Raw genomic sequence first — 21,347 nt, 5'->3', positions numbered from 1 at the left:
GACCCCATGCGCAAGTTGCTCGCCGCGACCCTCTGCCTCGCGGCCGCCGCCACCGGCTGCGGTGCGAACGTCGAGTCGTCCACGGACGCGAAGTCCACCGCCGTCACTCTCACCAACTGCGGCCGCAAGGTCACCTTCGACAAGGTCCCCGAGCGTGTCGTCACCAACGACGTCGGCATCACCGAGCTGATGTTCGCCCTCGGCCTGGAGGACCGCATGGCCGGGTTCGCCATGCCCGACGACAAGGGCGATCTGAGCTCCGTGCCGTGGAAGGACGGCTACGACAAGGTCAAGTGGCTCTCCAAGGACCAGCTCACCAAGGAGAACGTCGTCGACGCCCGCGCCGACCTCGTCTTCGCCGGCTGGAACTACGGCTTCCGTGAGGACGGCGGCTTCACCCCCGACGCCCTGAAGAAGCTCGGCATCCCGTCGTACGTCCTCACGGAGTCCTGCCACAACGGCCGTACGGAGACCGCGCGCGGCATCATGCCGCCCCTGGAGGCCCTGTACGCCGACCTGACCAACCTCGGGAAGCTGTTCGGCGTCGAGAAGCGGGCCGCCACGCTGATCGCCGACTTCAAGAAGCGGATCGCCGGCGTGCGGGCGAAGGCACCCGAGCCCGCCGACCGGCCGAAGGTCTTCCTGTACGACAGCGGGCAGGACCAGCCGTTCACCTCCGGCCGCTACGCCGCCCCGGAGCAGATCATCAGCGAGGCCGGCGGCGTCAACGTCATGCACGACCTCGAGGACTCCTGGACCACCGTGGGCTGGGAGACCGTAGTGGAACGCGACCCGGACGTCATCGTGATCTGCGACTACGGAGACGTCAGCGCCGAGCAGAAGAAGAAGTTCCTGCTGTCCTACGCGCCGCTGCGCGACGTCTCCGCCGTCAAGCACAAGAGGATCTTCGTCCTCGACTACGTCGACCTGGTCGAGAGCCCCCGCAATCCGTCGGCCATCGACCGGCTCGGCACCTATCTGCGCAAGGTGGCCGAGGAGCGCTGACCGTCGTCCCGTGACCCTTCGAAGTGGCTCGGTCTCCCGTCGCGGTGGACCAGGCGGCCGAGCCGCTGGGCACGGGCCCGCGGCATGAGGGTCCAGGTGCCGTCGCGCTCGCGCAGCGCGGCGGAGTGCCAGGGGGTGGTCCAGGCGTCCGGGGCGTCGAGGAGGCGGATGCCGAACTTGGGGGCGCCGACCGGCTGGGGGTGGATCGACAGGCGTACGGCGTGCGCGTGGTGCTCGGCGATCAGCTCTCCCCAGGCCCGGCTGCGCTGGATGACGCCGTACGCCCGCCGCCGGCACTCCCGCTGGAGAGCGGACCGGGTGCCGGTGAAGTCGGCGGTGTCGTCGACGAGGAAACGGGTGATGCCGCGGTAGAGCGCGAGGGTGGGGGCGTCGGCGCGGACCTCGGCGCGCAGGGCCTCCAGGGTGGGGGCGTAGCGGTCGTGGACGTGGGCGCGCTTGGCGTCGTGGGGGAGGTCGCCGAGGACGTCGCGCAGGTCGAAGACGGACAGGCGTGTCAGGTTCAACTGGCCGATGAGCGCGCTCAGTTCGTCGGAGTACGCGTCGATCCGGTCATCGGGCACGCGGATCAGGTCGCCGAAGACATGGCCGTCGGAGCAGATGACGACACGGGCGCCGGGCGGGTGGATCTTCTCGATCTCGCCGCACAGCGAGTCGAGGAAGGTGAGGGAGAGCCGCTCGCCCATGTCCGGGAGGTGGCCCAGGGTCTTGGCGGGGTTGGGCGACTTGCACGGGAAGCCGGGCAGGGTGAGGACGATGGGGGCGCCCTCCCGCACGAAGTCGGTGATGCGGTGCAGTTGATGCGGGAAGGCCTCGGCCGAGACGCGGTTCGGGTCGGTCGTGCGGTGGTGCGGCAGGAGCAGGTTCAGGATCGCGGCGCCGATGGTCGTGGGCGCTGTGTCCGGAGCGGTCATCAGCGGCATGTCGTTCCTCCGGGGGGCGTGCGGGCATGGCGGCATTGCGCCTCGGCGAGTGAGGCGCTGTCGGTGGGTGGGCTCGGCTCAGCCGGAGTTCGGCTTCACAGCCGTCGGTCGTAGCCGACCGGCAGGCGGCTGGTGCCGCGACCCAGGACGGCCGGGGTCCATTCGATGTCCTCGTCGCCGATGGCGAGGTGCAGGCCGGGCAGGCGTCGGAGCAGGGTGCCCAGGGCGATCTGGAGTTCGGCGCGGGCGAGGGCGGCGCCGGGGCAGAAGTGGATGCCGTGGCCGAAGGCGAGGTGGGGGTTGGGTGAGCGGTCCAGGTCGAGTGCGTCGGGGTCGTCGAAGCGGCGCGGATCGCGGTTGGCCGCGCACAGGGAGACGATCACGGAGTCGCCGGCCGGGATCCCAGTGCCGTGCAGGTCGCTGTCCTGGTCGAAGAAGCGCCAGGTGGTCAGCTCGAAGGCGCTGTCGTGGCGCAGGAGTTCCTCGACCGCGCGAGGCATGAGCGCGGAGTCGTCGCGCAGCCGGGCGAGCTGGTCGGGGTGGCGGAACAGGGCGATCAGGGCCGTGGTGATCTGGTTCGTGACCGGTTCCTGTCCGGCGACGAGTAGCTGGAAGATCATCGAGTCCAGCTCTTCCTGGGACAGTTCTTGCTGGTCGCGGGCCACGACGAGGCGGCTGAGCAGGTCGTCGTCCGGATGTTCCCGCTTGTGGGTGACGACCTCGGCGATGTAGCTCTGCAGCCCCTTCAGCCGGGCTTCGTATTGCGGGCGCCCCGGGTCCGTCGGCCCCACCGGCTGGACGACCTTGCCCCAGTCGCGGTCGAAGCGCGCGGCCAGCTTTCCCGGCAGGCCGATGACTTCGGCGAGGACCCGGAAGGGGAAGTGGGCGGCGAAGCCGGCCACGAGGTCGGCGGGCCCGGCCTCCGGGAGTGCGTCAACGAGCGCGTCGGCCAACTCCTGAAACCGGGGCCGCAGTTGCTCGATCCGGCGCGGTGTGAAGGCGTCCGTCACGAAGCGCCGCATGTGCGTGTGCTTCGGCGGGTCCTGGTGGAGGAGGTGGACCTGGAGCTGCGAGTGCTGCGGCTCGGGCATGATCGAGGCGCGGGCCCGCCAGCGGTCGTTGCCCCGGTCGTGGTTCTTGCCGAGCCGGTCGTCGTTCAGCGCGGCGTGCGCGGCGTCGTATCCGGTGACGAGCCAGGCCTGTACGCCGCTGGGGAAGAGGACCCGGTGGACCGGCCCGGCCTCGCGCATCCGCTCGTACAACGGATAGGGGTTGGCCTTGTACGGGCACCCCGTCAGCGGGACCGGGTCGGCGAGCGGCTGCGTGTCCACGGCCGCAAACGGCTCCTGGTTGGTCATGGATGAGGCTCCTCAGAGGGCGAGTTCGGGCTGGTGGTGGTCCAGCCACAGGGCGAGGTCGACGACGCGTTCGAGGCGCAGGCGGTGGCCCCACTCCAGGTGCTCGGGCGGCGCGTCGAGACAGGGCTTGAGGCGGGTCTCGTCGGCCAGCGCCCGGACCTGCTCCACGGACAGGGCGTCGCGGGCCAGGTCCTGCAGTCCGCGGTTGTAGTCGGGGTGGTGCGTGGCCGGGTAGTGGTTCTTGGGTCGCTGCAGCACCGAGTCGGGCGCCAGCCCCGCTCCGGCGGCGCGCAGCAGGCTCTTCTCCCGGCCGTCGAAGCTCTTCAGCGCCCAGGGCGCGTCGAAGGCGTACTGGACGAGCCGGTGGTCGCAGTAGGGCACTCGGACCTCCAGTCCCTGGGCCATGCTCAACCGGTCCTTGCGGTGCAGGAGTTGGCGCAGCCAGCGGGTCAGGGACAGGTGCTGCATCTCGCGTTGCCGGTGTTCGGCGGGGGTTTCGCCGTCGAGGTGCTGGACGGCGGCCAGGGCGTCGCGATAGGTGTCGTCGCGGAACTCGCCGATGCGCAGGCCGAGTTCGGGATTGAGCGGCATGGCGGCCTCGTCGCCGGTGACCAGCAGCCAGGGGAAGGTGGCGGCGGCGAGCGCCTTGGGGTTGTGGAACCAGGGGTAGCCGCCGAAGACCTCGTCGGCGGCCTCGCCGGACAGGGCGACGGTGGAGTGCCGCCGGATCTCCCCGAACAGCAGGTACAGCGAGGTGTCCATGTCGCCGACGCCGATCGGCGAGTCGCGGGCGGCGACCACGGCCTTGCGGTGCTCGGGGTCGAGCAGCGCACGCGGGTCGAGTACGACCGTGCTGTGGTCGGTGCCGATGAACGCGCCGGCCTCGGTGGCGTACGGGGTGTCGTGGCCGGTGCGCAGGACGTCGCCGGTGAACTGCTCGGCCTGGTCGCTGTAGTCGACGGCGTAGGAGCGGATGCGGGCGTCGGGTCCCTCTCGCAGGCGGAGTTCGTCGGCGAGCAGGGCGGTGAGCACGGTGGAGTCGATGCCGCCGGAGAGCAGGCTGCACAGCGGGACGTCGGCCTCCAACTGGCTGCGGGCGGCGGCTCCGACGAGGCTGCTGATCCGGTCCACGGTGACGTCCTGGTCGTCCTCGTGGGCACCGGCCTCCAGCTGCCAGTAGCGGCGTTCACGGATGCCGTCCCGGTCCAGGACCAGCAGCCCGCCCGGCTCGACCTCCCGCACGCCGGACCACACCGTCGGCCCGGTGTTGAACAGGAGGCTGTACGCCTCCCGCAGCCCGTCCGCGTCCACCCGGGGCCGTATCTCGGGGTGCCGGAAGAGCGCCTTGGGCTCGGAGGCGAAGGCCAGGCCTCCGTCGACGGCCGCCCAGTACAGCGGTTTCACGCCGAGCCGGTCGCGGACGAGGAGCAGCCGCTCGGCGCGCTCGTCCCAGACGGCGAACGCGAACATGCCGTCCAGGTGGCCGGCCACGGCCTCGCCCCACTCGGCGTAGGCGCGCAGCACGACCTCGGTGTCGCTGCGGGTGCGGAACACATGTCCGCGGCCTCGGAGTTCGGCGCGCAGGGCGTGGTGGTTGTAGATCTCGCCGCTGTAACTCAGCACGGTCGTCGGCTCGTTCGGCCGGTCGGTCATCGGCTGTACGCCGCCTTCGAGGTCGATGACCGCCAGGCGGCGGTGGCCGATCGCGGCACGCTCGCCCAGCCATACGCCCCCGGCGTCGGGGCCGCGCCGGGTGAGCTCGGCGGTCATGGCCTCGATGACCGGGGCCTGGCTGCGGACGTCCTGGTGAAAGGACGCCCAGCCGGTGATTCCGCACATGGGGACTCCTGGATCAGGTCGAGACGGTGTCGGTGGTGCGCCCGGGCACGGCGGCGTCCCGTCGGCCGGGGAGGGAGAGGAGGGGTACGGCGAGACAGGCGGCCACGGCGGCGAGGGCCAGCCCGGCCCGCGCCCCGTCGGCGGAGCCGGCGAGGGCCCAGGCGACGGTGGCCAGGGCGGGGCCGAGGGTGAAGCCGAGGCTGCGGGCGACCTGCACCGTGGAGCCGACGGTCGCGGTGCGCTCCGCCGGGGCGGCGCCCATGACCAGGGCCTGGGTCGGGCCGCCGCTGAGGCCCATGCCGACGCCGGCCAGCGCCAGCCGCCAGGCCACGTCGGGCGGGGACCAGCCGTCGCCGAGCGGGATCAGCAGGAGGAGCCCGGCCGCGGTGAGACAGGCACCGGTGACCGCCATCCGTCGCAGGCCGTACCGGTCGGCGAGACGTCCGCCCAGCGGCCCGGCCAGCGCCATGCCGAGCGGGAAGGCGAGCACGGTCAGTCCGGTGGCGGTGGCGCTGACGCCGTCGTCCCGCTGGAGGTGCAGGGCGACGACGTAGTGCATGGCGGCGAACCCGGCTGCCAGCGCCAGCACGGCGCCGTGCGCCCGGAACAGCCCCGCCGCCCGCAGGACGCCCGTCACCGGACGACCGCCCGGCCCGCGCAGCCACCACCACAGTGGCGGTACGGCGATGGCCGCGAGCAGGAACCACATCGGCTTCTCGGACCCCAGTGTCAGGGCGAGCAGCAGCGCGGCCAACCCACCGGCCACCGCGAGCGCGTCGGCCAGCGCCCGCCGATCGGGTACGCGCAGTACCCCGTCCTTCGGCATCGCCTTCCAAGCCACGATCAACGCCAGCAGACAGAACGGGATCTTCACCAGGAAGACCCAGCGCCAGCCCAGGTGGTCCAGCAGCAGCCCGCCCACCGCAGGGCCGGTCACGGCGCCGAGCGGGCCGAGGGTCGCGGGCACGCTCATGGCACGGGCGCGCGCTTCGGGCCGTACGGCACGGATCGCCAGGACCGGCATCAGCACGAACAGCACCGCTCCGCAGGCGCCCTGGCCGATCCGTGCCGCGATCAGCCAGGCCGCCCAGGGAGACAGCGCGGCCAGGGCGCTGCACAGCGCGAACCCGACGGTGGCCGCCAGCAGCGCGGGCCGCGTGCCCGCGCCGTCCAGCCACCGGCCGGCCGGCAACAGCAGGGCGACGACCGGGAGTTGGTAGCCCAGCGCCGCCCACTGTGCCGTGGCTGCCGGGACGTGCAGGCCCTCGGCGATGTCGGCCAGCGCCACGTTGACGATGTTCATGTCGAGCATCGCCACGAACGACAGCGCGCCCGCCACGGCCACGAGAACCCAGCGGTCCTTCACTCTCGCGCCCCTCCCCCTCACGGTCGACTGCGGTCAGCAGCCTCGTTCCAGAGGTCGGGAGCGCCCGGCGCCGAGTTCCCGAACATGGCCGGAAATACGATGAAATGCGGAATCAGGTCGTGGCGAGGCCGTCCAGCTTGCCGGACTTGGCCTCCGCGACCAGCGACGAGAACTGGTCCGCGCTCATCTGCACCCGCTGCCCGAAGTCGTCCGTGAGGATCAGCCGGCGCTCGGCCGGGGCCGCGGGGTCGACGAAGAGTTGCGGGCAGCCGCAGTCGCAGTCGCCGCAGAAGGTGGCCACCGGGTCCAGGCCGGCAATGCCTTGGAAGTCGCTCATAGTTCGTGACCTTTCGCGATCGTGGGCGCTCACCGGTGTGACCGCCCGGGACCAGCCCCCGAGACGCCGCTCGGGGCCGACACGGGGACATCCCTGTTGTGGTGCCCGTCCGACGCCTCCGCGGGAGCCCGGTGGTCGAAGGCGATCAGCGGATCGCCCGTCAGTGGGTGGTCCACGACGGTCGCCCGTACGCCGAACACCTCCGCCAGCAGGGCGGGTTGCAGCACCTCGCGGGGCGGGCCGGACGCGACGACCTGGCCGTCGTGCAGCACGTGCAGCCGGTCGCAGACGGAGGCGGCGGCGTTGAGGTCGTGCAGCGAGACCAGGGTCGTACGGCGTCCGGCGCGCAGCAGGGCGAGCAGTTCCACCTGGTGGCGGATGTCGAGGTGGTTGGTGGGCTCGTCCAGGACCAGGACGTCCGGTTGCTGGGCGAACGCCCGGGCCAGCAGGACGCGTTGGCGCTCCCCGCCGGACAGTTCGGTGAACCGACGCCCGGTGTGGTGCTCCATGCCGACGTCCGCAAGAGCGCGGGCGACGACGTCCCGATCGGTGGTGTCCTCCCCGGCGAAGGCCCGCTTGTAGGGCGTACGGCCCATGGCGACGACCTCGCGTACGGTCAGCTCGAAGTCGCCGCCCCGCTCCTGCGGGAGAGCCGCGACATGGCGGGCCGTCTCGGCGGGGGTCAGCCGGCGCAGGTCGGTGCCGGACAGCAGGACCCGGCCCGCGGCCGGCTTCAGATGCCGGTAGACGGTGCGCAGGAGCGTGGACTTGCCGCTGCCGTTCGGTCCGACGAGGCCGGTGATCTCGCCCTCCGCCGCGATGAGTCGGGCACCGGCGACGACTGTCCGGCCGGCGTACGCGACGTGCAGGTCCTCGATGTCGATCCTCAACTGCCGCTCCCCAGGCGCCGGTCCAGCAGATACAGCAGTGCCGGAGCACCGATCAGCGAGGTGACGACACCGACCGGCAACTCCTGGGTGTCCATGGCCGTACGGCAGACGATGTCGACCACGACCAGGAGCAGTGCCCCGAACAGTGCCGAGACGGGCAGCAGACGGCGGTGGTCCCCGCCGACGACGAGGCGGCAGACGTGCGGCACCATCAGCGCGACGAAGGCGATCGCGCCCGAGACGGCCACCAGGACACCGGTGAGCACGCTGGTCACCGTGAACAGTTCGCGTCGCAGCCGGGTGACGTCGATACCGAGGCCGGCCGCGGTCTCGTCGCCCATCAGGAGGGCGTTCAGGCCCCGGGCGCGCGCCTGGAGGCACAGCCACCCGGCCGGCACCGCGACCGCCGGTACGACGAGCAGATCCCAGTTCGCTCCGCTGAGGCTGCCCATGAGCCAGAACAGCACGCTGTGGGTCTGCTGCTCGTCGCCGGCCTGGAGCACGAGATAGCTGGTGAACCCGGACAGGAACTGCCCGATCGCCACCCCTGCCAGCACCAGCCGCAGCGGCGCGAACCCTCCGCCCCTGCGAGCCACGGCCCACACGAGAGCGAAGGTGGCCAGGGCTCCCGCGAAGGCCGCCCCGGACAGCCCGAGTCCCAGCGCGCCACCGGCCCCGAGGCCGAGCACGATCGCGGCGACCGCACCGAGGGAGGCACCGTTGGAGATGCCCAGGAGGTACGGATCGGCCAGCGGGTTGCGCACCAGCGCCTGCACTGCCGTACCGACGAGACCGAGCCCTGCGCCGACCAGGGCCGCCAACAGGGCGCGTGGTACACGGAGTTGCCAGACGATCAGGTCGTTCGTGCCCGGGCGCGCGGCCTCGCCGGACAGTCGGCGCCACACCACGCTCCACACCTCTGACGGCGGGACGGACGTCGAACCCCAGGCCACAGCGGCCGTCAGCGCGGCCAGGAGCACGACGCAGAGCACCGACGCCAGCGGCCCGACGGGTACCGTCCGGGTCTGCGGAGCCGTCTCGTGCCGCGACAGCAAGGACGTCACGGTCAGCCGACCTTGCCCGGGTACAAGGTCTTCGCGATCTCCTCGACGGTGTCGGCGTTCTCGACCCCGGCGATGGTGGTCTGCTCGGAGCCGATGGGCAGGAAGTGCCCCTCCTTGACGGCGTTCAGGCCCTTGGTGGCGGAGTTCGACTCCAGCCATTTGCGTGCCTCGTCGAAGGCCTTCTTGTTCGCGGCCTCACTCCCCCGGTTGCGCACGCCGAGCTGGATCCAGTCCGGGTTCTTGGCGATCACGTCCTCCCAGCCGACCTGCTTGTAGTCGCCGTCGCAGTCGGCGAAGACGTTGCGGGCCCCGGCGAGGGTGATGACCGCGTTGGCGACCTGACGGTTGCAGACGGCCATGGGCTGCTTGGTGCCGGCGTCGTAGTCGAAGAAGAAGTAGGTCGGCCGCTCGCCCTCGGGTGTGCCGCCCACCGCCTTACGGACGGCGTCCACCTTCTGCTTCATCCCGTCGACGAGTTCCCGGGCCTTCGCGCGCGTCCCCGTGACGGCGCCGAGGGAGGTGATGTCGTCCTCGACGGCGGACAGGTCGGTGACCGGGCTCTTGCTCATGGCGGCGCACGCCGTGGACTTCAGGAAGGTGTGCTTGATGCCGGCCGCCTCGAACTCCTCCTCGGTGGGCGCGTCCCCCATACCTCCTCCCATGTTCATCGAGGCGAAGGTGTCGATGTACAGGTCGGCGCCGGAGCCGAGGAGTTTCTCCTTGGGGATGACGGTGTCGCTGAGCACCTTCACCTGCTGCGCCTGCGCGTCCAGTTCGCCGGGCAACGTGCCCTTGCCGGGCGGGAAGCCGGTGCCGATCACCTTGTCCCCGGCGCCCAGCCGCAGCAGCAGTTCCAGGCTGGAGGCGTTGCTGGTGACGATGTTCTTCGGGGCCGAACCGAAGGTGGTCTCGGCGCCCGCGCAGTCGGTGACGGTGACCGGGTAGCCCGCGGAGTCGTCCTTCCCGGCGGCAGAGTTCGCCGAGTCACCGCTCCCGCCGCCACAGCCCGCCGCCAGTAGGCCGCCGACCACCGCGGCCGTCGTAGCCCGCCCCACACGAGAACGCATCGAAACTCCCCAGATCCACTAGTTGCACGGGCGGAACTCCGCCGCCCGTTCCAGTAGTCGGGGCGAACCCGGTGTCAGTTCCCGGCAGGGGGAACCGACACCGGGAAGCCGGTCACGCGGCCACGACGGCCGGTTCGGTTTCCTCCCCGTCCTCGGCCTCGGTCAACTGCTCGACGAGAGTGGCCCGGGCGCGGGCCACGCGTGAGCGGACCGTGCCGACGGGGCAGTCGCTCATCTCGGCCGCCTCCGCATAGGGCAGGCCCACCATCTGGGTCAGGACGAACGCCTCGCGGCGCTCGTCGGGCAGCCCGTCCAGCAGGTCGAGCAGCGCGATGCCGTCGTCGAAGCCCGGCAGGCCGGTCGGCTGGGCGCGTTCCGCCACCAGCGTCCAGTCGTCGGTGTCGCACAGCCGCGGCCTGGCGGCGGCGTACCGGTGGCTGTCGATGACCGCGCGACGCGCGATGGACAGCAGCCATGCGCGCGCCGAGGACCGGCCCTCGAACCGGTGCAGACTGCCGAGCGCGCGCAGGAACGTGTCCTGGGCCAGGTCGTCGGCGGCCTGCGGATCGGCGGACAGATGCGCCACGTAGCGCACGACGTCACGGTGCAGCGAGCGTACGAAACGGTCGGTGGCATCCGGGTCACCGCCACGGGCGGCCAGCGCCCACGCGGTCGTCGACTCGTCGCAGGACACCGTTCTGGAGCCTTTGGCTGCCTTCGTCTGGCTCACGCGGGTCGCGCGTGAGGAGGGCAGGGCAGGAGTGATCACCTGAGTCCTTCTCGGTATTCCGGACTCCGGCACGGCGGCCGACACGACGACGGCAAGCGCTACGGCGTCGCCGCCGGAGGAGTCCGGGGATGCAGGGGACACGGCCGTACGCAGGTACGGCCGAGGCCCGAGGCACGGGCGGCGTCGACGCGTCGACGTCCGTGTCCGTACGGCCTCGGGGAACCGGCTGTCTCAGACGACAGCGATCCCCGCCGGAGGACCCCGAGAGGTGATCGTGTGGACGAGCGGAAGCAGCCGCGGCGCCCGCTCGGAACGACCGCGCCGCGGACGCAGACGCGGACGGTGCGGCGGCACGGGCAGAGCGAACGACAGCCGCAGCGGGGCGGCCAGCCATCCGGCGACGGCCCGCAGGATGCGGAACGCGGCACGCTCCCCGTGCCCCAGCCACAGGCCGCACAGCAGCGCGGCGAGGGTGTGGGCGGCGAACATGCCGAGCGAGGAGGTGCCGGCCATGTCGTGGCCCATCCCCATGTGGCCGGGGTCCATATGGCTCATGCCCATGTGGCCGCTGCCCATATGGGCGGTGGCCGTGTGGTCGGACGTGGAGCCCATGGATCCCGTCGACATGTGGTCCATGGCGCCGGTGTGCCCGGACGTGGAGCCGGCCATGGAGCCCATGGCACCCATGCCTTGCCCGACGCGGACGGAGGACTGCGCGAACTCGAAGGCCGCGTGCAACCCGCCCTGGGCGACGACCACGACGGACACGACCAGCGGGAGTCCCCGCTCCCGGCCCGCCAGGCACCAGCCCGCGCCGCCCGTGACGGCGGCACCGGCGACCAGGGTCCACCACGGAACCGCGGCGCCCGACATGAGTACGTGGCCGAGGGCAGCGAGCAGCACACAGACGGACGCGAACACCGCGGCCCGAATCGCGCGCACACACCACCCAGCAGTCATGACGGCCCTCATCCTCGCATCCGGGGCCCACTCGTCACGGGTGGGTACGCACAACACCCCCATCCCGCACTCAAGCCCAGAAGAGTGATACAGGACACGTCACGAAGAGGGAACTGGGCGCGCTCTCCGACCGACAGTTGGGAGTGCGGCGGCTCTGGGGGCGTCCGGAGTCGTGGAGCTGCCCTCACCGCTGCTCGCCGGGGCGGATCACCACCGCCTGCACCTCGATCCGGCCGGCGTGCTCGAAGTGGAGCGTGAACGGCACGTAAGTGCCCGTCTGCCACCCCGAGTCGGCGCGCAGCGTCACGTCCAGGCCGTACGGCGACATGGCGAGGCCACCGCCCGCCCGCACCCGGGCCGAGTCGACCGTCTCCGCGTACGCCATCCGGCCGCTGGTCATGCGGTGCCGGCTGAGGGTGAGGTCACCGTCGACGGCGGAGGACGTCACCTTCAGCAGCCGGTCGTCGGCGCCGCCGGAGTTGGTGATCCGGAAGAACGCGGCGGTGTCGCGGACGTCGCCGTACGGCAGGAAGAGCCGTCCGTCGGTGACCGCGATCCGCGCCGGGCTGCCCGCGTTGCCGGAGCCCACCCAGGTGGTCAGGCCGGCGAGGGCGACACCGCACGCCGCGACGGGAGCGAGCGTTGCGAGCAGGGCGTCGGTGATACGGCGACGGGTCGGGCGCCAGGCTCGGGGGTCGGTCGTTCCCCCCGTCGTCGGCTCGGTCGTCGGTTCGGCCGTTCGTCGGGCCGTGGGCACGCTCATCGGGTACGACCTCCAGTGCTGGCGGGCTTGCGGTCCCGGTCCCGGTACTGGCCCTGCGCACCGGCTCGGGCCGGCGTCGGAGCCGGCGGCTGCCAGGCCCGTAGCCGCAGGCTGTTGCCCACCACGAGCAGTGAGCTCACCGACATGGCCACCGCGGCGAGCATCGGGTTGAGCAGACCGACCATGGCGAGCGGCACGGTCACCAGGTTGTAGCCGAAGGCCCACAGCAGGTTGGCGCGGATCGTGCCCAGGGTGCGCCGGGCGAGCCGGACCGCGTCCCCGAGGGCCTCGATGTCGCCGCGCACCAGGGTCACGTCGGCGGCCCCGATCGCGACGTCCGTGCCCGTGCCCATCGCGATGCCGAGGTCGGCGCCGGCCAGCGCCGCCGCGTCGTTGACGCCGTCGCCGACGACCGCGACCCGGCTGCCCTGCGCCCGCAACTCCCGTACGAGGTCTGCCTTGTCCTCGGGTGTGCGGCGCGCGTGCACCTCCTCGATGCCGAGCGCGGACGCGACCGCCCTCGCCGGTGCCTCGCGGTCGCCGGTGGCGAGGACCGGGTGGACGCCGAGCCGCCGCAGCCGGTCCACGGCGCGGTAGCTGCCGGGGCGTACGACATCCCCGATCTCGATCAGCGCCTCCGTCGCCCCGTCGACGCGGACGAACACGGGCGTGTGCGCGGCTGCCTCCGCCGCCGGGAGCGCCTGAGCCAGTGCCGCGGGCATCTCGTCGTCCGGCGCGAGGACTTCGACCAGCCGGCCCTCGACCCGGCCGCGCACGCCCCGGCCCGCCTCCGCGCGGAAGTCGCGCACCTCGGGCAACGGCCCCTGCTCGGTCGGGGTCCTGCGCGCGTACGCGACGATCGCGCGGCCCAGCGGGTGTTCCGAGCCCTGCTCCACCGCTCCGGCCAGCCGCAGCACGGCTTCTTTGCCGAGCCCGTCGGGCACGGTCGTGACGCGGGTGACGCTCATGTGCCCGGAGGTCAGGGTGCCGGTCTTGTCGAGGACGACGGTGTCGATGTGCTGAAGCCCTTCCAGGGCCTGCGGGCCACGGACCAGGACGCCGAGCTGCGCGCCACGTCCGGTGGCGGCCATCAGCGCGGTCGGGGTCGCCAGGCCCAGCGCGCAGGGGCAGGCCACGACCAGAACGGCCACGCACGCGGTGATGGCCGCCTGCGGATCGGCCCCGGCGCCGAGCCAGAACCCGAGCACGGTGGCGGCCAGCGCCAGCACCATGGGCACGAACACTCCGGCCACGGCGTCGGCCAGTCGCTGCGCCCGGGCCTTGCCCGCCTGCGCCTCGGTCACCAGCCGGGTGATGCGGGCGAGTTGAGTGTCGGCGCCCACAGCACCGGCCCGAACCAGCAGCAGACCGCCCGCGTTGACAGCACCGCCCACCACCGTCGAGCCGGGCCCTACCTCGACGGGCTCGCTCTCCCCGGTGACGAGCGACAGGTCCACGGCGGAGTTGCCCTCCACCACCTCCCCGTCGGTGGCGACCCGCTCGCCGGGACGTACGACGAAGACCTGCCCGAGCGTCAACTCCTCGATGGTGATGAGGCGTTCGGCGCCGTCGTCCTCGCGTACCGACACCTCCTTGGCGGCGAGCCGGGCGAGTGAGCGCAGTGCCGCGCCGGTGCCGTGGCGCGCCCGCGCCTCCAGGAACCGGCCGGCCAGCACGAACAGCGGGACGCCCACGGCCGCTTCGAGGTACACGTGCGCGATGCCGTCCGAGGCGGAGGGCAGCAGGCTGAACGGCATCCGCATCCCCGGCGCGCCCGCCCCACCGAGGAACAGGGCGTACGCCGACCAGGAGAAGGACGCCACGACTCCCAGGGACACCAGCGTGTCCATGGTCGCCGTCGAGTGCCGCAGGCCGCGCAGTGCCCGCACATGGAACGGCCAGGCGCTCCACACGGCGACCGGCGCGGACAGGACGAAGCACAGCCACTGCCAGTTGCGGAACTGCCAGGCGGGAACCATCGACAGAACGAGCACCGGCACGGCGAGCAGCGCGGTGACCAGCAGCCGATCACGCTCCTGCCGGACGTCCTCGGCATCCCGGGGCTTGTGCTCGCCCCGCCGCCCCTCCGCGTCCCGAGGCTCCCGGCTCTTCGGTGGTTCGGGCAACGCGGCCGTGTATCCGGCCTGTTCGACGGTCGCCACGAGTTCCGCGGGACGGACGTGCGGCGGATGGCTCACGCGTGCGCGCCCGGTGGCCAGATTGACCGTGGCGGTCACGCCCTCCAGCTTGGCGAGCTTCTTCTCCACCCGTCGCACGCAGGCCGCGCAGGTCATCCCGCCCACGGTGAGGTCAGTGGTGGTCATCGGGGGTGCCGGTTCGGTGGCCATCAGCCGCCGCTCCCGTGCCGCATGTCCATGTCTCCCATGTCCATGTCCCCGGAGTCCGTGCCACCACCGTCGCCGCTCGTCCCGGAGCGGTGCATGCCGGGTGCGACGGGTCCGGTGGCGGCTCCGACGGCGTACGACACCGTGAAGATCAGGGCGAGCAGCAGCAGAAACCCGCAGAGGGCGGGTGGTGGCACAAGCTTGCGTGGTTCTTTCATCACCGGCCTCCTGAGGTGCGTTCCGCTTCAGGAGTCGGGCCCGGAGGGCAGGGAGTTCCCGGCCCTCCGGTGGTTCACCTCATACGGCTGTCCCTGCGGCCCCGGTTCAGGAAGCTCCGCCCCGCCGGCTCCTGAACCACCACGCCCCGGCGCCGAGCGCGACGACAACCGCGCCGATGCCGATCGGGAGGGCCACCGGCATGCCGTCGTCGCCTTCCGTGTCGTCGGCCGCGGCCTGCGCCGACGGGGACGAAGGTGCGGTCGAGGGCGTGGGCGTCGCCGGCTCCTCGGTCGCCGGCTCACTGGGTGTGGGGCTGACGACCTTCGCGCCGGGTGCGGCGGCCTTGAGTTCCAGGTGGGGCGCGGGGTGGCCGTGCCCGTGGCCGTCGCCGCCGCTCTCCTCCTCCAGTTCGATCCAGCGGTCCACCTTGCCGTCGCTGTAGCTCTGCAGGGTCTTGAAGACCAGCGACTCGGCGTCGGGCAACTGCCGTACGGTGACGACGTACTCGGCGTCCTCGCCGACCCCGAGTTCGGCCCCGGAGACGGTGTAGCCCCGGCTGGTGGGGGCGAACTTCCAGCCCTTGGGGCCCTCCTTGAAGGTGATGTCGGCCGGGGCGATGCCCTCGGGAAGGATCACTTCGAGCTTGCTGATCCCGGCGGAGGCGGACTCCGACTCCGCGGTGAAGGTCAGGGCGACGTTCTGGTCGAGCGCCCGGGCGCCCTCAGCCTCCACCTCGGTGTGCGCCGCGGCCGGTCCCGCGAAGGTTACGGAGACCGCGAACGCGACCGCGGTCAGGGCGCCGGTGCGGCGCAGGCGGCGGGTCAGCAGGGTGGGGCGGGGCACGTGCGACTCCCTCGTACCGGAGATGTGGTCGCTGCATTCAAGCGCAGGGGACGGCTCAGCGCGAGGGGCCCACGTCGGGAGGGTGGCGGAGGCAGGAGGCGACGACCACGAAGGGCCACAGGGACTGAAGGGCCGTCACGAGGCGCTCGGCGACACCTGCGGGGCCGTCCTGATACATCTCGATCATGAACCACGCCGCGCTGACGAGCATCAGCGCGGTCGCCGTGAGAGCGGGCACCGGCCGCAGTGCCCACGGTGCGGCGGTGTGGTGATCGGCGGCCAGTACGGGCCACAGCGCCAGGAGGGCGAAGCCGACCCCGACGGCCGCACCGTGGCGCAGTGATCCCCCACTGCTCGGCGGCGGGATCATCGCCACCACCACCGCCGCCAGGCCACCGGCGCCCAGCGCAACCCGCCCGGGCAGCGCGGCCGGCCGCAGTCCCCAGGCGGTGACGAAATGGCAGACGCCCAGGGCGGCCAGGGCTCCGGTCATCACCCAGAACCCCGCGGCGCCGTAGGCCGCCAGGACGCTGATGGTCTGGGTGGCGGGGTCGTAACGGGGCCCTTCGAGCAGCGCCGCGATCGTCCAGCCCGCGATCAGCACGACCGGCGCGCACCCCGATGACAGCAGGGCCCATCTCGGGACAAGTCGCATCAGAACACCGTAGAACGCCCCCGCGATTCGGTCGCCGCGCACACGCAGAAGACGGACACCACACGACCTCGGAAGCGAACTGACCTGCGATGTTCGAACGAAACGACCGCAAACGCCAGCCCGCGCCACCCCTTCCGGCGCATAGAAATATCCACCAGCATGAGGGGCCCTGCCCGGGTCGGCAGGGTCGGCGAGTGGTGGGGGTTGGACAGACATGCAGCGCACCATGGGGAAGCAGGCCGTCGAGTGGCTGGCCGCGGCCGCCGCGGATCCTCGGGCGTGCAAGCAGCAGTGGGACGACGGTGCGGATGCGGTGCTGCTGGAGGCCGGACGGCTCTGGGACGTGCTGAGCGTCCCCGAACACCTCGGACTGAGCGCCCTGGATCTGCTCGGACGGGCGCAGCCCCGGGCGTCCGGCCCCGTGCTGGTGAACTCCGGGGCGCGCAGGGTCGGCTTCTTCCTCCCGCCAGATCCGGCAGCCGAGTGGGTCGGGCCGGGCGTGCGCCATGTCGGCAAGGGGTCATGGGTCGCCGTACCGCCGCCGTATCTGCGCGCCGGATGGCGCCTGGAGTGGCTCCTGCCGCCCGATGGGACCGGCACCCTCTACGACCCCGACGTCATGGAGCCGGCGCTGCGCGAGGCCGGCCGGGCAGGCGACGGCCCGGCGCGCGTCAGTCGTCCGTACGCGGGGCGGCCACGCTGACGCGCCCGTTGCTCCCGCTCCACTCCCACAGCCTCACCGGTCCGGGCAGGCCCCGGGGAACGACGACGGCCGGTACGCGGTCGGCCGCCTCGACGTCGACGTGCCGCTCACTCGCCGGTTCCGCGCCGACTGCCCGGGCCAGGCCGGTGAACCGGCCCACCGTCCAGGAGGTGACGGCCTGCTCCTGGCCGTAGGCCGTGGCCAGGGAGTCCCACCGTGGGGCATGACGCCGGGGCACGGCTCGACCGTTGGCCTGCCACTCCGCGACCAGCGCCGCGTAGATCGACGGCTGGCCCCGGACGCCGGTGACCGGTACGACGTACGCCACGGGTGCGGCGTCGCCTCCGAGGAAACGCCGGGCCGCCTCAGTGCTGTCCATGCCGGGGCCAACGCCGAGGCGTGCGCCGGTGGTACGCCTGCCGCGCCCGCTACCACCCAGTCGAGTGAGGGCCCGTCCCCCGGATGGAGCCATGGCTTCGCGGCATACGCCGCCCCCACACCGTCCGACGCCGCCCCGACAGTCCGCCGCCAACCCCTACCGTCCGCCATCCTCCACCCTCCGCCGCCCCAGACCCTCCGGCAGCGCCGGACACCGTTCGCCTCGATCGAGACAGGAGCCGCTCCATGGACCGGAACGACAGCGACGACCCCTCCGACTGCCCGTGGTGCGCCGCACTGCACGAGGCGGGCCTGCCGACGGCGGCACAGCCGTCCGGATCGGTGGCGCGACGGCATGACCCGTACGTCTCGGGCGCCCAGTACGACGGCGACGACTGGTGAGGGCGGGACGGCTCAGCCCTGGGCCTCGCCGGGGAGCGGGGAGCGCTCGTGCAGCTGGGCGGCGAGTACGGCGACGTCGTCCTCGGCATTCGCCGCGTCGAGGCGGGCGAGCACGGTGTCGAGGACGTCCTCGACACCGACGGCGGACTCGAAGGCGACGCCGGCCAGCCGGTCCAGGGAGTGGTCGATGTCCTCGCCGCGATGTTCGACGAGCCCGTCGGTGAACAGCAGCAGGGTCTGGGCCGGGGAGAGCTTGTAGGTGGCAGGCTCGTAGCCGCCGAGGCCCGTGCCCAGGGGCGGGCCGACCGGCACCGGCAGCAGTGAGGTGCGCCCCTCCCCGTCGATCACGGCCGGGGGCAGATGGCCGGCGCTGGCCAGGGTCACCTGGCCCCGGTTGGGGTCGAGGCGTGCGATCAGACACGTGGCCGGCCGGCGTTCCGGCTCCGCGGAGGCGATGTCGTCGAGCTGGCGCAGCACGCGGTGCGGCGGCAGGTCGGCGGAGGCGATGTAGCGAAGGGCGGAGCGGTAGGCGGTCATGTCCACGGCCGCCTCCAGGCCGTGCCCCATGACGTCGCCGACGACGAGCAGCGTCCGGCCGAAGTGCAGGCGGACGGTCTCGCACCAGTCCCCGCCGACCAGGGTGCTCTGCCCGACCGGCATGTACCGGATGGCGACGTCCAGGTTCGGGTGCGGCCGGCCGGGTTCGGCGAGCAGGGCCCGCTGGAGCTTGCCGACGATGCCCTTGACCCGCTCGTGCTCCCGGGCTTGCCGGATGTGGGAGGCGGCGCGTTCGGTGAGGAGGGCGAGGAACTCCGCCTCTGTCCGGGTGAACGGTGTCCGGTCGCGGGCGCAGACCAGCACGCCGTAACGGACCCCGTCGGCGACCAGGGGGACGAAGAGCACGGGACGGGCACCGTCGGACGACGACAGGGATGCCGCCGAGGCGTCGCCCGCGCCGGTCGCCTCCCTCACCGCCGCCATGGCCCACCGGATGTCGGGCAGCACGGCCGGGTCGCCGTGGACGGCCGCGTACCCCCCACCGGCTTCGCTCCCGCGCCGTAGGACCGCCGCCGTACCGCCCGTCTGTGCGGCCGCCTCACGGGTCAGCTCGGCGTACGTGACGTCCTCTTCCAGCGTGGTGCCGATCCGCTCCACAGTCGTGCGCAGCTCGGTCAGCCGGGACGGTATGCCGAGGTCCTGCTCGGGTACGCCGGGGGACGCGACGGGCTCCACCGTCGCCGGTCTGTGAAATGTCTGGAACCAGCGCACCACACCAAACACTCTAAAAGAGTGACAAACCTACACAGGTGACGCACAGGTTGCCGAGCGCTCACCACTCGCCCGACAGGGATTCGCCCTGCGTAACGGGGGCACAGGCGGCGCACGGGTGGTGACCCGGCGGCGACTGGTGGCAACTGGCGGACACAGGGGCGCACGCACCGCATATATCTGCCTGTTTGATGCGCGGGCGCTCGCCCCATACGGGGAATTGAGCCCCCGGCGTATGGCCGCGACCCCGGGCACCCGGTGCACTGAGGCCTCCACCTCTCGGTCGTCTGCGCACCTCAAGGAGGCTTTACATGGCACTCACGGAGTGGACGAGGTCAATGGAGTGGCTGGCTGCGGCATCGGAGGACCCCGGCGCCTGCAAACAGGAGTGGCAGAACGGCAGCACCGGCGTCACGCTCCTGGCCGCCGGACGGTTCTGGGACGTGCTGATCGTGCCGGAGGACCTCGGGCTGCGCGTCGCCGACCTCCTGGACGAGCTGCCCCTGCTCGACCGCGGTCCCTGCCTGCTGGACACCCGACGACGTCACGTGGGCTTCCTGCTGCCCCCGGAGCCGCAGACCGTCTGGATCGGCACCGGCGTGCGCCTCATCGGCGCGGGCACCTGGATCACCGCTCCCGCCCCGCACTGCCGCTGGGGCTCGCTGCGCTGGCTCGTCCCGCCGGACGGCACCGGCACCCTGAACATGCCGGAGATCCTGGAGGTGGCCCTGCAGCGCTGCGCGGCCGAGCTGTCCCGCAGACAGGGGCTCTGTACGCCCGCCTCCGCACACGGCGAGACCGCACCGGCCGCCGCGGAGGAGAACAGGCCGCAGCTGGTGCGCCAGCGCGCGACAGGGGCACGCCTACGCGCGTGAGCGGCACCCTTGGGCAGTCCCGGACCCGCGGCCGGGGACGCATACTCTCTGAGTGGGCTCCGGGGAGGCCGGAATTCCAGGAGAGGGAACAGAGGGCAGCTTCCATGGTGACAGCGCGCCGGTTTCCGCTCGGCTCCGCGACCACGCTCACGGAGCTGGAGGACCACCCTCACCCCCGGCTGGCCCTGTTGCGGGCCCACGAGCCGGTTTCGTGGGTTCCCGTGCTGGGCGGCTGGCTGGTGACCCGGCGTGATCTCGCACTGCGCGTGATGCGCGACGCGGCGACCTTCACGGTCGATGACCCCCGCTTCTCCACCGCCCAGGTGGTCGGCCCGAGCATGCTCTCCCTGGAGGGCGCCGAGCACAAACGGCACCGCGCCCCCTTCACCGACCCGTTCCGCGCGCAGGACGTGCATGACCGGTTCACCGCGTTCGTGGAGCAGGAGGCCGCCCGGCTGGTGGAGAGGATCAGGCCGCGTGGCAGCGCCGAACTGCGCCGGGAGTTGGCCGGGCCCCTGGCCGTCGCCGTCGTCGCCGAGTCGCTGGGCTTGGTCGACGCGGACGCCGGGGCGGTGCTGTCCTGGTACGACGCCATCGTGAGCGCGGTCTCCGACATCACCGCCGGGGTGTCGGCGGGCCCCGCGGGGGCGGTGGCGTTCGACCAGTTGCGGAGCAGCGTCGAGGCGACGGTCGTGGCAGGAAGCGGTGCTTCGCTGCTCGTCGCGGCGGCCGGGAGCGAGCGCCTGACACTGCCGGAGGTGGTCGCCAACGCCGCGGTGCTGATGTTCGGCGGTATCGAGACGACCGAGGGCATGATCGCCAACGTCGTACTGCACTTGTTGGCACACCCTGATCAACTCGCCCTGGTGCGCGCCGATCCGGACCTGGTCGACGCGGCGATCGAGGAATCGCTCCGCCTGGAACCCGCGGCGGCGGTCGTGGACCGCTACGCCACCGCCGACGTGACGATCGGCGGGGCCGACGTGCGGCGAGGTGATCTGGTGGTCGTCTCGCTCGCCGGCGCGAACCGCGACCCGGAGGTGTTCCAGGACCCCGACCGTTTCGACCTGCGGCGGGACAACTCCCGCTTGCAGCTGGCCTTCGCGCACGGCCCGCACTTCTGCTTGGGCGCCCACCTCGCCCGTCTGGAGACCCGCACCTGCCTCCTCGCGCTGCTCGACCGCCTTCCCGGTCTGCGGCTCGATCCTGCCTCGTCCACCGCAGCCAAGGGCCTGGTCTTCCGGAAGCCGCCGGCGCTGCGCGTCCGCTGGGAGGTGCCCGCGCAGCGCTGACTCGGCGCCGGGGCCTTCGTCGGCCTACGTGGCGATCAGTACGTGC

General features: G+C 72.3%; 22 protein-coding genes. 5 read left to right on the top strand and 17 right to left on the bottom strand.

Annotation, left to right across the window (positions count from 1 at the left end; translation table 11 throughout):
* Positions 1 to 6: 6 nt before the first annotated feature.
* On the top strand, positions 7 to 1,005 hold the full coding sequence (locus ACWGDB_RS28050; protein ID WP_453824966.1) for an ABC transporter substrate-binding protein: 999 nt from the start codon (positions 7 to 9) through the stop codon (positions 1,003 to 1,005).
* On the opposite strand, the gene ACWGDB_RS28045 is transcribed toward ACWGDB_RS28050, so the two are convergent.
* The 15 genes from ACWGDB_RS28045 to ACWGDB_RS27975 form a co-directional block, all read right to left on the bottom strand.
* Positions 975 to 1,946 carry an L-tyrosine/L-tryptophan isonitrile synthase family protein gene (locus tag ACWGDB_RS28045; RefSeq protein WP_453824965.1) on the bottom strand — a complete coding sequence of 324 codons (972 nt, stop codon included), beginning with the start codon at positions 1,944 to 1,946 and terminating at the stop codon, positions 975 to 977. The two genes, ACWGDB_RS28050 and ACWGDB_RS28045, sit on opposite strands and share 31 nt — an antisense overlap.
* A 95-nt stretch (positions 1,947 to 2,041) precedes the next feature.
* Positions 2,042 to 3,304: a cytochrome P450 family protein gene (locus tag ACWGDB_RS28040; protein ID WP_453824964.1), complete on the bottom strand. Its 1,263-nt coding sequence runs from the start codon at positions 3,302 to 3,304 to the stop codon at positions 2,042 to 2,044.
* A gap of 12 nt (positions 3,305 to 3,316) precedes the next feature.
* A complete protein-coding gene (gene asnB / locus ACWGDB_RS28035; RefSeq protein ID WP_453824963.1) occupies positions 3,317 to 5,143 on the bottom strand; it encodes an asparagine synthase (glutamine-hydrolyzing) in 1,827 nt (608 codons plus the stop codon).
* A gap of 13 nt (positions 5,144 to 5,156) precedes the next feature.
* Positions 5,157 to 6,509, bottom strand: a complete 1,353-nt coding sequence (locus tag ACWGDB_RS28030; RefSeq protein WP_453824962.1) for an MFS transporter — start codon at positions 6,507 to 6,509, stop codon at positions 5,157 to 5,159.
* A gap of 112 nt (positions 6,510 to 6,621) precedes the next feature.
* Entirely contained in the window at positions 6,622 to 6,846 is a 225-nt protein-coding gene (locus ACWGDB_RS28025) for a hypothetical protein (protein WP_453824961.1), read from the bottom strand.
* A 29-nt stretch (positions 6,847 to 6,875) separates the two neighbouring features.
* Entirely contained in the window at positions 6,876 to 7,736 is an 861-nt protein-coding gene (locus ACWGDB_RS28020; protein WP_453824960.1) for an ABC transporter ATP-binding protein, read from the bottom strand.
* A complete protein-coding gene (locus tag ACWGDB_RS28015) occupies positions 7,733 to 8,800 on the bottom strand; it encodes a FecCD family ABC transporter permease (RefSeq protein ID WP_453824959.1) in 1,068 nt (355 codons plus the stop codon). The genes ACWGDB_RS28020 and ACWGDB_RS28015 overlap by 4 nt, the downstream gene beginning before the upstream one ends.
* Positions 8,801 to 8,802: 2 nt before the next feature.
* Positions 8,803 to 9,867, bottom strand: coding sequence for an ABC transporter substrate-binding protein (locus tag ACWGDB_RS28010; protein ID WP_453824958.1), 1,065 nt, complete (start codon positions 9,865 to 9,867; stop codon positions 8,803 to 8,805).
* A gap of 112 nt (positions 9,868 to 9,979) precedes the next feature.
* Positions 9,980 to 10,636 carry a sigma-70 family RNA polymerase sigma factor gene (locus ACWGDB_RS28005; RefSeq protein ID WP_453824957.1) on the bottom strand — a complete coding sequence of 219 codons (657 nt, stop codon included), beginning with the start codon at positions 10,634 to 10,636 and terminating at the stop codon, positions 9,980 to 9,982.
* Between the two features lie 192 nt (positions 10,637 to 10,828).
* A complete protein-coding gene (locus ACWGDB_RS28000) occupies positions 10,829 to 11,557 on the bottom strand; it encodes a hypothetical protein (RefSeq protein WP_453824956.1) in 729 nt (242 codons plus the stop codon).
* 184 nt (positions 11,558 to 11,741) lie between these two features.
* Positions 11,742 to 12,320 (bottom strand): copper chaperone PCu(A)C, encoded by a 579-nt coding sequence (locus tag ACWGDB_RS27995; protein ID WP_453824955.1) that lies wholly within the window; start codon positions 12,318 to 12,320, stop codon positions 11,742 to 11,744.
* On the bottom strand, positions 12,317 to 14,668 hold the full coding sequence (locus ACWGDB_RS27990; protein ID WP_453824954.1) for a heavy metal translocating P-type ATPase: 2,352 nt from the start codon (positions 14,666 to 14,668) through the stop codon (positions 12,317 to 12,319). Before ACWGDB_RS27990 ends, ACWGDB_RS27995 begins: the two co-directional genes overlap by 4 nt.
* Positions 14,668 to 14,883, bottom strand: a complete 216-nt coding sequence (locus ACWGDB_RS27985) for a hypothetical protein (RefSeq protein ID WP_453824953.1) — start codon at positions 14,881 to 14,883, stop codon at positions 14,668 to 14,670. The genes ACWGDB_RS27990 and ACWGDB_RS27985 overlap by 1 nt, the downstream gene beginning before the upstream one ends.
* 106 nt (positions 14,884 to 14,989) lie before the next feature.
* On the bottom strand, positions 14,990 to 15,727 hold the full coding sequence (locus ACWGDB_RS27980; protein WP_453824952.1) for a DUF1775 domain-containing protein: 738 nt from the start codon (positions 15,725 to 15,727) through the stop codon (positions 14,990 to 14,992).
* 55 nt (positions 15,728 to 15,782) lie between these two features.
* On the bottom strand, positions 15,783 to 16,382 hold the full coding sequence (locus tag ACWGDB_RS27975) for a DUF998 domain-containing protein (protein ID WP_453824951.1): 600 nt from the start codon (positions 16,380 to 16,382) through the stop codon (positions 15,783 to 15,785).
* Between the two features lie 214 nt (positions 16,383 to 16,596).
* On the opposite strand from ACWGDB_RS27975, the gene ACWGDB_RS27970 reads away from it, so the two are divergent.
* The gene (locus ACWGDB_RS27970; protein WP_453824950.1) at positions 16,597 to 17,085 is read left to right on the top strand and encodes a hypothetical protein; all 489 of its coding nucleotides are present in this window, start codon (positions 16,597 to 16,599) and stop codon (positions 17,083 to 17,085) included.
* On the opposite strand, the gene ACWGDB_RS27965 is transcribed toward ACWGDB_RS27970, so the two are convergent.
* The gene (locus ACWGDB_RS27965; RefSeq protein ID WP_453824949.1) at positions 17,054 to 17,464 is read right to left on the bottom strand and encodes a hypothetical protein; all 411 of its coding nucleotides are present in this window, start codon (positions 17,462 to 17,464) and stop codon (positions 17,054 to 17,056) included. The genes ACWGDB_RS27970 and ACWGDB_RS27965 overlap by 32 nt on opposite strands.
* 245 nt (positions 17,465 to 17,709) lie before the next feature.
* Here ACWGDB_RS27965 and ACWGDB_RS27960 point away from each other — a divergent pair, with 245 nt between their 5' ends.
* Positions 17,710 to 17,865 (top strand): hypothetical protein, encoded by a 156-nt coding sequence (locus ACWGDB_RS27960; protein WP_453824948.1) that lies wholly within the window; start codon positions 17,710 to 17,712, stop codon positions 17,863 to 17,865.
* Positions 17,866 to 17,877: 12 nt separating this feature from the next.
* Here ACWGDB_RS27960 and ACWGDB_RS27955 read toward each other — a convergent pair whose 3' ends face one another.
* Entirely contained in the window at positions 17,878 to 19,098 is a 1,221-nt protein-coding gene (locus ACWGDB_RS27955) for a PP2C family protein-serine/threonine phosphatase (RefSeq protein WP_453824947.1), read from the bottom strand.
* 347 nt (positions 19,099 to 19,445) lie between these two features.
* Here ACWGDB_RS27955 and ACWGDB_RS27950 point away from each other — a divergent pair, with 347 nt between their 5' ends.
* Positions 19,446 to 20,009 (top strand): hypothetical protein, encoded by a 564-nt coding sequence (locus ACWGDB_RS27950; protein WP_453824946.1) that lies wholly within the window; start codon positions 19,446 to 19,448, stop codon positions 20,007 to 20,009.
* A 104-nt stretch (positions 20,010 to 20,113) separates the two neighbouring features.
* The gene (locus tag ACWGDB_RS27945; RefSeq protein ID WP_453824945.1) at positions 20,114 to 21,301 is read left to right on the top strand and encodes a cytochrome P450; all 1,188 of its coding nucleotides are present in this window, start codon (positions 20,114 to 20,116) and stop codon (positions 21,299 to 21,301) included.
* The last annotated feature ends 46 nt before the right edge of the window (positions 21,302 to 21,347 follow it).

The sequence above is a fragment of the Streptomyces sp. NPDC055013 genome, assembly GCF_053608645.1.
The sequence above is the reverse complement of the archived record's forward strand: the minus strand, read 5'-3'. Positions and strand labels throughout refer to the sequence as shown.